General features: G+C 40.4%; 12 protein-coding genes and 1 other annotated feature. Of the genes, 7 read left to right on the forward strand and 5 right to left on the reverse strand.

Annotation, left to right across the window (positions count from 1 at the left end; genetic code table 11):
* Positions 1-97: 97 nt before the first annotated feature.
* A complete protein-coding gene (gene serA / locus BrL25_RS20135; protein WP_018670172.1) occupies positions 98-1,687 on the reverse strand; it encodes a phosphoglycerate dehydrogenase in 1,590 nt (529 codons plus the stop codon).
* The gene (locus BrL25_RS20140; RefSeq protein WP_018670171.1) at positions 1,680-2,834 is read right to left on the reverse strand and encodes a pyridoxal-phosphate-dependent aminotransferase family protein; all 1,155 of its coding nucleotides are present in this window, start codon (positions 2,832-2,834) and stop codon (positions 1,680-1,682) included. The genes serA and BrL25_RS20140 overlap by 8 nt, the downstream gene beginning before the upstream one ends.
* Before the next feature lie 109 nt (positions 2,835-2,943).
* Positions 2,944-3,183, reverse strand: a binding site (T-box leader).
* A 275-nt stretch (positions 3,184-3,458) separates the two neighbouring features.
* Here BrL25_RS20140 and BrL25_RS24930 point away from each other — a divergent pair.
* The gene (locus BrL25_RS24930) at positions 3,459-3,617 is read left to right on the forward strand and encodes a hypothetical protein (RefSeq protein ID WP_018670170.1); all 159 of its coding nucleotides are present in this window, start codon (positions 3,459-3,461) and stop codon (positions 3,615-3,617) included.
* Here the strand turns inward: BrL25_RS24930 and BrL25_RS20145 are convergent.
* Both BrL25_RS20145 and BrL25_RS20150 read right to left on the reverse strand, forming a co-directional pair.
* On the reverse strand, positions 3,614-3,823 hold the full coding sequence (locus BrL25_RS20145) for a ferredoxin (protein ID WP_018670169.1): 210 nt from the start codon (positions 3,821-3,823) through the stop codon (positions 3,614-3,616). The two genes, BrL25_RS24930 and BrL25_RS20145, sit on opposite strands and share 4 nt — an antisense overlap.
* Before the next feature lie 116 nt (positions 3,824-3,939).
* Positions 3,940-4,866 (reverse strand): hypothetical protein, encoded by a 927-nt coding sequence (locus BrL25_RS20150; RefSeq protein WP_018670168.1) that lies wholly within the window; start codon positions 4,864-4,866, stop codon positions 3,940-3,942.
* Positions 4,867-4,970: 104 nt separating this feature from the next.
* Between BrL25_RS20150 and BrL25_RS20155 the strand changes: the two genes are divergently transcribed.
* The 6 genes from BrL25_RS20155 (at position 4,971) to BrL25_RS20180 (ending at position 11,256) form a co-directional block, all read left to right on the forward strand.
* Positions 4,971-6,083 carry a helix-turn-helix domain-containing protein gene (locus BrL25_RS20155; RefSeq protein ID WP_018670167.1) on the forward strand — a complete coding sequence of 371 codons (1,113 nt, stop codon included), beginning with the start codon at positions 4,971-4,973 and terminating at the stop codon, positions 6,081-6,083.
* Positions 6,068-7,690: a RecQ family ATP-dependent DNA helicase gene (locus BrL25_RS20160; RefSeq protein WP_018670166.1), complete on the forward strand. Its 1,623-nt coding sequence runs from the start codon at positions 6,068-6,070 to the stop codon at positions 7,688-7,690. Before BrL25_RS20155 ends, BrL25_RS20160 begins: the two co-directional genes overlap by 16 nt.
* Positions 7,687-8,277: a CPBP family intramembrane glutamic endopeptidase gene (locus tag BrL25_RS20165; RefSeq protein WP_018670165.1), complete on the forward strand. Its 591-nt coding sequence runs from the start codon at positions 7,687-7,689 to the stop codon at positions 8,275-8,277. The genes BrL25_RS20160 and BrL25_RS20165 overlap by 4 nt, the downstream gene beginning before the upstream one ends.
* A 20-nt stretch (positions 8,278-8,297) precedes the next feature.
* Positions 8,298-9,110, forward strand: a complete 813-nt coding sequence (locus BrL25_RS20170; protein WP_018670164.1) for a LysM peptidoglycan-binding domain-containing protein — start codon at positions 8,298-8,300, stop codon at positions 9,108-9,110.
* 65 nt (positions 9,111-9,175) lie between these two features.
* The gene (locus BrL25_RS20175) at positions 9,176-10,087 is read left to right on the forward strand and encodes an NAD(P)/FAD-dependent oxidoreductase (RefSeq protein WP_018670163.1); all 912 of its coding nucleotides are present in this window, start codon (positions 9,176-9,178) and stop codon (positions 10,085-10,087) included.
* Between the two features lie 578 nt (positions 10,088-10,665).
* Entirely contained in the window at positions 10,666-11,256 is a 591-nt protein-coding gene (locus BrL25_RS20180) for a genetic competence negative regulator (protein WP_018670162.1), read from the forward strand.
* Positions 11,257-11,316: 60 nt separating this feature from the next.
* On the opposite strand, the gene BrL25_RS20185 is transcribed toward BrL25_RS20180, so the two are convergent.
* Positions 11,317-12,072 (reverse strand): PIG-L deacetylase family protein, encoded by a 756-nt coding sequence (locus BrL25_RS20185; RefSeq protein ID WP_026315018.1) that lies wholly within the window; start codon positions 12,070-12,072, stop codon positions 11,317-11,319.
* Between the last annotated feature and the right edge of the window lie 267 nt (positions 12,073-12,339).

A 12,339-nucleotide genomic window follows, 5' to 3' on the forward strand; every position in this document is an offset into this window, starting at 1 on the left:
GACTTTTTACTTTTGGGAAAAACAGCCAAAAAGGCAGAATCTCTACCAGTTTGGCTGTCTAAAGTTTAATCTATACTTTTCTTTGATTCTTTCCTGATTACAATTCAATTTGCGTTACGCTAGAGATTTCAAGGGATTGACCTAGTTCATCCAACAGTTCAGCACTGAGTGGTTTATCGACTGTTAGCATCATAATGGCATCCCCGCCTACATCCTTGCGACCTACCTGCATGGTGGCGATATTGACACCGTTTTGACCAAGCACGCTGCCAACATATCCAATAACACCCGGACGGTCATTATGCTGAACGTACATTAGGTAGCCTTGGGGTTGTACATCAATGGTGGACTGATCAATTTTAACAATTCGATCACCAAAGCCATTTAAGCGAGTACCAGCAATAGTTCTTGTCTCTAGATTGGAGCGGAGTGTCACGGTGATTAAGTTTGTAAAACCACGAGAAATTGTTGATTTTTCTTCTGTAACCGAGATGTCCCGCTTTTTTGCTAGATAGGGTGCATTAATGTAGTTTACTTCGGCACCTAATCGATAAGCTAATAAGCCTTTTAAAATCGTGCGAGTTAATGGAGAGGTGCTCATTTCTGATAATTCTCCACTATACGTAATTTTCACTTCTTGTAATGCACCGATTGTGAGCTGAGCTAAGAATTGTCCTAATTTCTCTGAGAGTGAGAAGAAGGGTTGTACGCATTCCATCAAATGAGCATCTACAGTAGGTAAGTTTACTGCGTTTTTGAAAGTTTCATTACGTAATACTTTAAGTAATTCTTCGGATACATCAATTGCAACGTTTTCTTGAGCTTCCACAGTAGATGCCCCTAGGTGAGGAGTTGTAACAACTCGTGGATGTCCTACCAATGGATTATTTACAGGAGGCTCTTCTTCATATACATCAAGTGCGGCTGCAGCAATCAGTCCGTTGTCTAATGCATGTAACAAGGCTTTTTCATCAATAATTCCGCCACGTGCACAGTTGATAACACGAGTGGTAGGTTTCATTTTAGCAAATTGCTTGTCGTTTAAAAGATGTTTGGTCTCTTTCATTAGTGGAGTATGCACGGTGATAAAGTCTGCTTGTGTAACGATATCATCCACAGTGCCGTTTGTTACCCCAAGCTTTTGAGCACGTTCGTTTGTCAAATAAGGATCGTAACCAATTACGTTCATTTGAAAAGCCTTTGCTCGTTTAGCAACTTCCGAACCAATTCGACCCATCCCAATAATTCCTAAGGTTTTATTATGAAGCTCTACACCTTGAAAGTTTTTTCTATCCCATGTTCCATCAACCAACTTTTTATGAGCCTGAGGAATGTTGCGGGCTACTGCCATTAGCATTGCAAAAGAGTGCTCAGCAGTGGAAATCGTATTGCCATCTGGAGCGTTGATGACTACAATACCGGCTGCCGTGGCTGCGTTAATATCAATATTGTCGACACCAACACCTGCACGACCAATTACTTTTAGTTTCTTGGCTGCTTGTATGACTTCAGCAGTCACCTGTGTTTGACTCCGGACCAATAGAGCATCATAGTGCCCGATGATCTCAAGTAATTCACTCGGTGATAAAGCTGTTTTTTGTTCAACGATCACATCTTGAGCGTCCAGTAGTTGCTGAATACCTTGTTCACTTAGGGGATCACTTATTAATACGCGAAATTTATCCATGTTGAATCAATACCTCCTGAGCCGCACGTACACCGGCACCTAATGTCGTTTCATAACCAATCTGCTGCAAAGAGATTTCAATGAGTGAAATTACAGTCAACATATCTTGTGGATCACAATAGCCCATATGACCAATGCGGAAAATCTTACCTTTTAAATGCTGCTGTCCACCAGCAATGATCACATTATACTTGGTGCGCAATATCTTACGTAGTTCCTCAGCATTAAATAAATCGCCAGGATCTACGGATGTAACAGTTGGAGAGGCGTATGCATCAGCTGTCATTAATGGCAATCCTAATGCTCTCATTGCAGCTCGTGTCATTTTTTTCATAAGCTCATGACGAGCAAATACCTGAGGAAGTCCTTCTTCGTCGAGCATTGCTACCACTTCTTCTAATCCAAACACGAGTGATACGGCAGGAGTATAAGGCGTTGTTTGCTCTGCCATACTTTTGCGATACGCCTTGAGATCAAGATAGAAGGCTTGAGGAGTGATCTGTTCAATACGTTTCCAAGCTTGTTCGCTTACTGCAATGAAAGCAAGTCCAGTAGGTAGCATAAATGCTTTTTGCGAACCTGTTACAACGATGTCCAGACCCCACTCATCCATTTCGCAAGGCACAGCGCCTAAGCAACTGACCGCATCTACAATAAATAGAGCGTTGCTGTGCGTTTTGACGACCTGTGATAATTCTGGAATTGGATTTAAAACACCTGAGGATGTTTCGCAATAGGTAGCAAAAACAGCTTTTGCCATGGGATGCTGCACTAGAAAATCTTGCAAGAGTTCAGGGGTAATTGCTTCTCCCCAAGCAACCTCTAGACGATGAACTTTAATTTGATAACGTTCGCAGATTTTTGCGAATCGTTCGCCAAAAGCTCCGCTAATCGTGACGATTGCTTCATCTCCTGCTTGCAAAGTATTGACTACGCTCATTTCCAATGCGCTTGTACCGCTTCCTGCGAGTACGTACACTTGTTGTGTAGTGCCGAATACCGGTTTTATTTTCTCAGCTACATCAGATAGTATTTGAGAAAATTGACCACTGCGATGACCGATCATGGGACGGTTCATTGCTTGTTGCACGCGAGGTGGAATTGGAGTAGGGCCAGGAATACGTAATATGATTTTCTCTTTGAACATGATTCTCATCCTCCTAAATATATCTCTATTACTTATTTACACGTAGAATCTTGCTTTTTGAGCATATAAAAAAACCTCTCAGCCTCCCCACTACAAAACACATGATGTAGTGAGGGGCGAGAAGTTATATTCGCGGTACCACCCTCATTTGTTCTTCTTTTCGCAAAAAAGAACCTTACCAGGTAACAAGACCTGAGAGATAACGGATCATCCGTTCAAACCTACGACCGTAAGCGGGCTGGGTTTGCCAACTCGGAAGTGCTCATCTTTTAACGGAATCACCGGTTCGCAGCAACCACCGGCTCTCTGAGGATTTCCTGTAAAAGCATCTCTTCGTCAAAGTTGTTTCGTATGTAGCTGTTAAAGTTAGAACTTACTTTATCACCGTACAACAGTAGCGTCAAGAAGAAAAATAGAAAAAGAAAGAACATTGTTTTTGTGTGGTGCCATAGTTGTTCGTAAATAAATGGAGGAGTTACATAATCATGATGAAAAAGCAGTTGAATGTACGGTTTTTGTAATATGAAGAAAATGGGACTAACCGGTAGAAAACGAGAGATAAATGACAAAAAATAATAAAAATGCGATGTGGTTCAACAGGTAATGAGGGAGTGATAAATAAAAATGTTACGGAAAAATATTCGGATTTTAGGAAGTAAACTTACCTATAAAAAAAGAGAATTTTATTGGGGTATACCAGATTTGAGCAGAAGAAAAACCACTCACACTGCTAAAGCAGAGATAAGTGGTTTTGGTCTTCCTTATTTGATTGCAATCGATTAACCGTCGATTTTAATAGAGTCAGTTGGGCAACCGTCTGCTGCATCACGAACATCATCGTGTAAGATATCAGGGATCTCAGCAGTGTTTGTATTGTCGTCAATCGTGTTGAACGCCAAACCTTCATCATCGTAATCAAATACATCAGGAGCTGTGGCGCCACAGGCTCCACACGCAATACAGGTATCTTTATCTACCCATGTAGTCATTATGGTTTCACCTCCTGCCCCCTTGATAGTACGTCCAGCTTACACAATTATTGTATAATTACTTTATGCCGATTACAAGAATGAATCGCGTCTAAATATGTACCGAGAACACGATTTTATTTATGATAAATCGGCACTTCAGGCAATGTTAGGGCAGGATAGATATTTTTGTTTACTTGTACAAAATCTCCAGCATGTACCCCATTGCTTGCAATCAATACATTAACACCAAACGGGATGTTTTGCCAGCCTAATTTCACTGTCTCTTTATTTTTTATACGGGCATCGATAGAAGCAGTCAAATCCTGAGGAAAGAATTGAGGTATGCTTCTAATATTCTCCATATAACGAGCAGATATGTAATTACGATAATGAAAAGGCAGTGTATCCCAAGCTGCAAATGTCAGCGAGGTAATATCAACATCCCCAATAGAGTGTTGTAGTACATAGATTTGCTCCCACATAGCAATAGCTTGATAAAATTTCGTTTGAGCTTGCAAATATTCTGATTGAAAGTCTTTGGCATGTCTTAAGGCTGCAATGTCTTCGGAGGAGTAGTGACTGCCTTTAGCATCTGCCATGGCTTGAGTTAAACTATTATGTAAGGTATGTAGGCTTTTCAAAAATTGATTTCTAGATGCAACCAGCAATGGAGAACTATCACCGATATGAACTGTTTCTAGTTGTTTAATTTTAGCTTGTACCACTTGTTTAAGTTGGTCATGAACTCCTTTTTGTTCTTGCAATGTTTTTCCTTGTAAGTTGGCTACATAATAAAAATAATCGGTTTGAAAAGTGCTTAGTGGTTCATAAAAACTGTAGTAATAATTGGTGAAATCTTGCTCGGGATATAGTTTCTTTTCACGAATGAGTTTTTCTTGATTATGTGTTTGTTGTGTTAACTGCTGGAGTTGGGATAGCTGCTGATTCATTTTAGATTGAACCACGTTTGCTCCCCAAAAAAATCCGACAACCAAACAAGTTAATGATAAGATAATCATGTATGTAACGATGTACTCGTGCTTGGACAAACGCTTTGTCATAGGTATCCCTCCGTCTAAAGCAAAAACATTACAAATCATTTTTTGTCGCTGTTTCCATGATAAAATAATGAAATGAATCAATCGTGAAGGAGAAACTTTGATCCATGGAGGAACAAGATTTCCATTTTTTTGAAACTGTTGTGTTGAACGGACTAGCTGTGTTGCAAGGGGAACGAACTCCTCAATCTCTCTACTACATGGTAAAAGGACGTAAAGCTAATCAAGTTTGGCAGGATGTGAATAATTTTAACCTCCACTCCTATTATCGGCTGTTCCCTTGGCTTTCAAGAGGGCTGTGGGAGCAAACCATGAAAAATCTCATGGAAAAAAAGTGGGTCTCAAATACTAATGTAGCGCAAAAGAATGCTATATCAAGCTTTGAGCTAACTAGTTCTGGTTATCAACAACTTTGTGAACAAAATAAAACCTATCAGTTGGAACGGTGGTTATCTGAGATTAATGGGATTTCGATAACAGAGGAAGCATCCTTGTTTCGTTTACAGGCTTTGCTCATGGTCCAAACTATTTCTCAGCTTTTGTATGCCAACGCTCATTTTTCACCAATTGTGCAAAATAGAGAAATCCAACGTCAAATAAAGCAACTGCTGGCAGAACCGGTAGGACGAGCAGCTTGGCTTGATGGATTAGTAGCTGAGCTCTATCTGCTTATGGACATGCTTGAGCCAAGCTTGCAACAGCAGTTTTTTTTGCAATGGACAGGGGCTTCACAAGTAGGTCTCACATCTCGGCAAATTGCCTACCAATTTCGTGAATCATTTCTATTCACGGAGGTAAAGTTGCTGTCGATTTGGAGTAGCATGTATTGTGAGGTAAAAGAGAACAAGTCAGGGCAATTTCCATTGTTACAAAAGCTATGCCAGCTTCAATCAGCACAAAAGCCTCCAATCAGTATGAGTGCTTGGGAAACATATAAAATGCTCCAAAAAGATATAACCCTTGAGGAAATTGCTTCTAGGCGTGCCATTAAGTTAAATACTGTAGAGGATCACCTGATTGAAGTAGCCTTAATGTCTCTTCCTTGTAAGTATGGACGTTGGGTGAGCGAGCAACAAATTGAATTCGTGCATGAAGCGAGCGAGCGATTACAAACCAAACGATTGCGACTGTTAAAGGATGAATTGGGTCATGACTACAGTTATTTGCAAATACGATTGGCTTTAGCCCTTAGAGGAGCGTCATCATGGAAACAAATATGAAGAAAATTCGTCTTATCTTACAACAGTACTTTGGTCACGCTACGTTTCGTACTGGACAAGAGGAGATTATTAGTCGAATCTTACAAGGGAAAAATGTACTTGGAATCATGTCTACAGGTGGGGGAAAGTCGCTTACGTACCAAGTTCCGGCTTATTTGCTACCTGGCATCACACTTGTGGTTTCCCCGTTAATTTCCTTGATGGTCGATCAGGTTCAGCAATTATTAAAAAACGGACATCGGCTAGCGACTTACATAAATAGTTCCTTGGATCGCGACGAAATTCGTTTAATAGTAGATGAGCTGGAAGCGGGCAAATACAAGCTTGTCTACATTTCCCCCGAAAAGTTGCAACAACCTTCTATCATCCGACTACTTCAAAAAAGAGGAGTGTCCTTGGTAGCGATTGACGAGGCTCATTGCATTTCACAGTGGGGACATGACTTTCGCACGGATTATTTAAAACTGCCGTCTCTGGTTAAATCATTAGGTCAACCTCCTGTGCTAGCTGTTACGGCTACTGCAACACATAGCGTAGCGCAAGAGATTGCACATTTGTTTGATATTGACCTCGATAATCAGATCCGACATAGTGTGAATCGTTCTAACATTGCCTATGATCTTTATCAAGCCAGCGATGAGGCGGACAAGAAAACACAATTACTTGCTCAATTACGTGAGTGCCAAAAGCCAGGCATCGTGTATTGCAGCACAAGACAAGCAGTAGATCAACTAGTCTTGCTGTGCCAGCGGGAGGGAATTCAGCGAGTAAGTGGCTTTCATGGTGGAATGAACCCGATGGAGCGTATTTTAATTCAAGAGCAATTTATTGCGAATCAATTAGATGTGATTATTGCAACGAATGCGTTTGGAATGGGGATTGATAAGTCAGATATCCGCTTTGTTATCCACTATCATCTTCCTGCAAGCATAGAGGCTTACACACAGGAGGTTGGACGGATTGGGCGCGATCAACACCCCGGATATGCTTGCCTGTATGTACAGGAAGAGGATGTGCATATTCATCACCGTCTTTTCCAAAATGAATATCCAACAGATGAAGAGCTAGTTGCCTTTTTAGAGTTGCTTCGTAATTCAGTTCATGCATCTGATTCTGTTGTTCTAGCAAGAGAGGGGTATGAGCAAAAACTCACACATGAGGAACTTTTTGCAGCTATTGGTATTGGTGAAAATGTAACTAGATTCTTATTTTATTATGCACAGGAAGCAGGAGCTGTCCGTAGTGTCCAACTAGGAAAAAGCGGTTATACCTACTGGTTTCAACCGCATGATCCCCAGGTAGTCCTTGCTACTATGAAGCAACGAATACAGCTAGTAAAGCGTTCTAAATATGCAAAATTGGGGAATATGCAGGAGTGGATTCGGTCATCTGGTTGTTATCGAGAATCATTGCTAGCCTATTTTGGGGAAAGGCTGATAAACAACCCCGAATCATGCTGTAGAGCTTGTGGGATCAACAGAACTCTTTATCTTGAGTCTACAAAACCGGAAAGGGTTGCTCAGGAATCAGCCTGGAATCTGCAAGAAGCATTGGAGCGATTGTTGCCTCATAGACCATCAAACGAGGGAGGGACCGCTTCATTGTGAACAGAAACAATCAGCTAGATCAATTAGACGACCGTACGTTGCTACTCAATCTATGGCTGACACAAGGCATTGTTCTCTTGATTGCCATACTAGGATCATGGTTTCTTTATACCAAGACAGAACTGTGGCATCTATTTTTTACTTTGCACCCTGCTTACCTCGGATATGCAGCCATTTTGATCATCCTTGTTGTAGCTAGTAATATTATTATTGAAAAAACAGTTCTACCAAACTGGATAGATGATGGTGGGATGAATGAACGAATTTTTCGTTCCCTTTCCATTCCAACTACGGTTTTACTCTGCGTTGCAGTAGGAATTAGTGAAGAATGGCTTTTTCGTGGTGTGGTTTATGAGTTGGTCGGGAATTTTTGGACAAGTTTACTGTTCACAGCTATTCATTTTCGATATTTACAAAAACCTATACTCATTGGAATGGTATTTCTTACAAGCTATTTACTAGGCGTACTTTTTACCTGGACCAATAGTCTGATCACAGTTATGTTTGTTCATGCTACTATCAATTTTATTCTTGCGCTATTTTTAAAATACAGTTCAAAGTCTACATATTCACATGAAGATACGTAACAAAAAGGGGAGGAAATATGATGGAAGGTAGAGATGTTGGTAAGCGAATGGAAGGGCAACAGGACACCCTGCTCGGCTTACCACCTAGAAAAACAAGGTTAAAAAATCATAAAAAACAAGCACAAAAAAAGCAAGTAAATCGTACAAGCACAGAAAAGCTATCAGCAAAGAATGATAACGAAGAATCTAGTAAACCAGTAAAAGCCTCGACTAAACTCACCAGTGGAGGAGGATGGAAGGTGATTGTTCCGCTAGCGGGTGCAGTTGTCGTGGCAGGTGTATTGTTCATCTGGAAAGAGATGAATACGTCACAAACGACATCTTTTTTTAGCGAAAACCACACGCGAACAGATGCAATTGCTTCGGGGACAGGAATTTCAGTTACGGGGCCCGAACCTCTTGTAAATAGGGAAGGGGCAGATCAGTCAAATGTAGCAACAACAGGAATACAAAAGAAGCTAGATGACGAGAAACCAACAAATAATTCATCGTTGGCGATGGAAGGAGAAAAAGGAGAGGGAGGAACGAAAGTCACTGCTAAACCTATTGGTAGCTCTACCCCATCTGCTAATAAACCTACTGCTGACCAGAAAACTAGTAGCCCAGCTTCAGTCTCACCATCAAACAAACCTGAACCAACTAAAAGCGAACAAAAACCTGCAAAAAAAATAAAAAGTAAATTGTATAAAGTAAAAAGAGGAGATAATTTACATAAGATTTCCCGTGCTTACTATGGTAATAATAATGGAGTAAATCGAATCGCAACTTTTAATGGTCTCGATACAGAAGCCCCATTAATAGAGGGAAAAACACTTTACATTCCCGTTGATTAATGAATGCAATCATGTTAATCGCCTAAAATGGTTACTCTAGAGAGAGAAACTGTTAGGAGGTACTCATGATTTACGACACCATCGTGATTGGAGGCGGGATCGCAGGCTTACAAGCCGCTATTCAGCTCTCGCGAAGCTTACATAAGGTATTGGTTATTGATAAAAAATCGGGGAGATCGATCCTAGCCCGCAAATACCGTAACATATTAGGTTATCCAGAGGGTGTCAGTGGAGTGGAACTAAGAATTCAGGGCGAAAAAATGGCTAAACGTTTTGGTGCCACGTTCATTCAAGATGAAGCAACATTTTGTGAGCAGAATCAGGAGCATATTTTCTGTGTGACCACAAGAGAACATAAGGAGACCTTTATGGCCAAAACATTACTGATTGCAACGGGAATTACTGATCCACTGCCAGATATTCCAGGATTGGTTGAGTGTCTAGGTGAATCCATCTACATTTGCCCTGATTGTGATGGCTATGAAGTGTATAAAAAGCGTACAGTAGTAATTGGTTCTGTCAAGCAAGCCTTGCAAATGGCACAGGAATTAAAATACTATACACAAGATATTATGGTTATTAATCATTCGTTAACATCACTGGACAAAGATGATCAAATCAAGGCAAAAGAATGGGGAGAATCATACAGAGATGATGAGATCGTCTCTATAGAACAGCAGAATGGTTACTTGTCATCTATAGCGTTACGCTCAGGCGAAGAAATAGCAGTAGAAAGAGGTTTTTTGGCTTTTGCTGGAGCACATGTGAATTCAGACCTACTACAAGCTTTTCGTATTCAACTTTTACCCCAAGGCCATGTTCAGGTAGACCCACGAACAAAGGAAACAAATCATCGTAATATCTGGGCAGCAGGAGATGTCAATGCACATTCTCAACAAGTAACGATCTCAATGGGGGATGGCTCTCAGGCGGCTATTTGGATACACAAGCGATTGTTAGAGCTGACACAAGAATAACATCGTAATACGATGGATTGTTGTAGTGACGTTATGATCTTCCGTACTTGATGAGCAACGATGATGGACAAGCGTCGGGAAAAGCTCATAAGTTTTCTGGAAGCAGTAACGTCATTTTTTTTGTCCCATGCATATTGTGGAGTATGAGATCATATTGAACATGATGTCATGGGTTGAATTGATACATAACAGTTGGGTATATCCTCTTTACATGCAGCGAACTGCTAGAATACTACGTATAAGTAGGGAATGAGTCTGTCATGGTTGTTTATCCTTTCCTGGGAAAGCGCAATATTTGACAAGGATATCTCAGCTACCCACTAGATTGACGATTTATGTCGGAAAGAGAGTAGTAGGAAAAACTTCAATATCTATGTTCTTGTCTCACAATGTGGTATTATACAAGAATGGATGAATCGTAATCACAGCAGGATTATAGCTTAAGGGGAGTTTGTCTAGTAAGAATAAAACAGATATTTTTGTACGCCAGATTATTCTATTTATAGATGTATGTACGGAACAATTACAGGCTTCTTAACATACGTTGTAATAGGACTGGATGGTGAGGAGGGACAGTCATGCGAGTTGAACGCCTTGGCCAAGACAAGATAAGAATTTTTTTAACCTTTGACGATCTTACGGAGCGAGGTATTGAAAAGGAAGACATGTGGCGTGACATTCCTAAAGTTCATGAGCTGTTTAATGATATGATGGAGCAGGCTTATGATGAGCTTGGATTTGAAATATCTGGTCCAGTCGCTGTAGAAGTCTTTGCTTTACCTGCCCAAGGAATGGTAGTCATTGTCACTCGTGGCAAAACAGGAATTACTGCTGAAAAAGATGAAGAAGAAGATGTATACGAAATGGAAGTCACTTTAGAAGAGAGTGACTTAATCATATATGCTTTCCGCGATTTTGAACATGTCGTTGAAGTAGCCCACAGAATTAATGCCTTCTTAACATATGGGGGTAGCTTATATTTCTATCAGGATAAATACTACCTTGTTTTAGAGGATGTAGAGCTTGAACAAGAGCGTTACCAACATTTAATTGCCATTTTATCGGAATATGGTGAGGCGAATCCAATTACTGTATACGTGTTAGAAGAATACGGGAAGTCGATCATGCCTGATGATGCTGTTAAAGAGATAGCTCGTTATTTTCGTTAATGTGAAAAGAGAAGGACACCTGTGTATATAGGTGTCCTTTTTTCTACTACCATTTTCATTTTAGATACCCGCAAATAAGTCGGTTTCTTTTTGTATAGGATGATAGTTGGGCAAGTTGTGCCAGGCCAATAGATAATAATTAGTGGTAGGGACGTTTTTATAATCATGGGCAGTTATACCTGGAAAAACTCGCTCAACAGATAAATGCTGTGTTTTATGGGCTAGTAAAGCTTTAGCTATCCGATCTCTATAGGGCTTTTGATCAATAATAGTTGTAATATCTTCTAGTGAATCACCATTGGTAGGAGTGCCATTTTTGCTCGTAAAAGGAGCAGTTAACGGTATTGTCGCATGATATAGCTTACGAACACTAGAAGAATCGTCTAGTAAGTGCTCAACGACATACTGAGTAGCCTTAGACATCGCTATATGATCAGGATGACCCGATATCCCATGTGGAGCAAAAGTAATCAAAATTTGTGGTTTTTCCTCATCAATTATTTCTTTTATATGGGCAGCAAGCTCCTCTATTGGAGAATTGCCTACTAGTTTATCCTCATAATCTAATACGGCAACTCGATCCACACCTAAGATTTCACAGGCATGGCGTAATTCAGCCTCTCTATAAGCGGGTAACTCCTCTGGTGTACATAGAGGTGGTGTTCCTGCTTTACCTGCCTGACCTCGCGTAGCACACAGGAGAGTTTGACGAACAGTACCTTGGTCATTATAAAATGCAATCGTGGCCCCGGAGGCAAATGTCTCATCGTCTGGATGCGCATAAATTAATAGAATTCCTTTTTGTGTTGTCAACAAATTCACACTCCTATAGCCTTCTTTATTGTTATTATGGCATAGGTTCCTCCATACGCATACAAAAGAAGCACATTGATAAGCGCGTAACCCTTTTCATTTTAGTAAAAGAGGAGTATGCTTTGGCTGTAGGAAAGTTTAGTGACAAGAGAGAATTTCCGTTTTTTCTAGAAAGTTCTTATAAATAAGGAAAAAGCAGAATTTTTACTTCTCTTTCAGGTAGTGAGCGTGTATACTGAACGATGGATTTACTGAACATAACTTTTTGAG

The sequence above is a fragment of the Brevibacillus laterosporus DSM 25 genome (assembly GCF_002706795.1).
Classification (GTDB): Bacteria; Bacillota; Bacilli; order Brevibacillales; family Brevibacillaceae; genus Brevibacillus_B; species Brevibacillus_B laterosporus.

Coding starts and splice junctions, on each gene's coding strand:
- serA (WP_018670172.1), bottom strand. CDS start 1,687: ATGGATAAATTTCGCGTATTAATAAGTGATCCCCTAAGTGAACAAGGT.
- BrL25_RS20140 (WP_018670171.1), bottom strand. CDS start 2,834: ATGTTCAAAGAGAAAATCATATTACGTATTCCTGGCCCTACTCCAATT.
- BrL25_RS24930 (WP_018670170.1), top strand. CDS start 3,459: ATGTTACGGAAAAATATTCGGATTTTAGGAAGTAAACTTACCTATAAA.
- BrL25_RS20145 (WP_018670169.1), bottom strand. CDS start 3,823: ATGACTACATGGGTAGATAAAGATACCTGTATTGCGTGTGGAGCCTGT.
- BrL25_RS20150 (WP_018670168.1), bottom strand. CDS start 4,866: ATGACAAAGCGTTTGTCCAAGCACGAGTACATCGTTACATACATGATT.
- BrL25_RS20155 (WP_018670167.1), top strand. CDS start 4,971: ATGGAGGAACAAGATTTCCATTTTTTTGAAACTGTTGTGTTGAACGGA.
- BrL25_RS20160 (WP_018670166.1), top strand. CDS start 6,068: ATGGAAACAAATATGAAGAAAATTCGTCTTATCTTACAACAGTACTTT.
- BrL25_RS20170 (WP_018670164.1), top strand. CDS start 8,298: ATGGAAGGTAGAGATGTTGGTAAGCGAATGGAAGGGCAACAGGACACC.
- BrL25_RS20175 (WP_018670163.1), top strand. CDS start 9,176: ATGATTTACGACACCATCGTGATTGGAGGCGGGATCGCAGGCTTACAA.
- BrL25_RS20180 (WP_018670162.1), top strand. CDS start 10,666: ATGCGAGTTGAACGCCTTGGCCAAGACAAGATAAGAATTTTTTTAACC.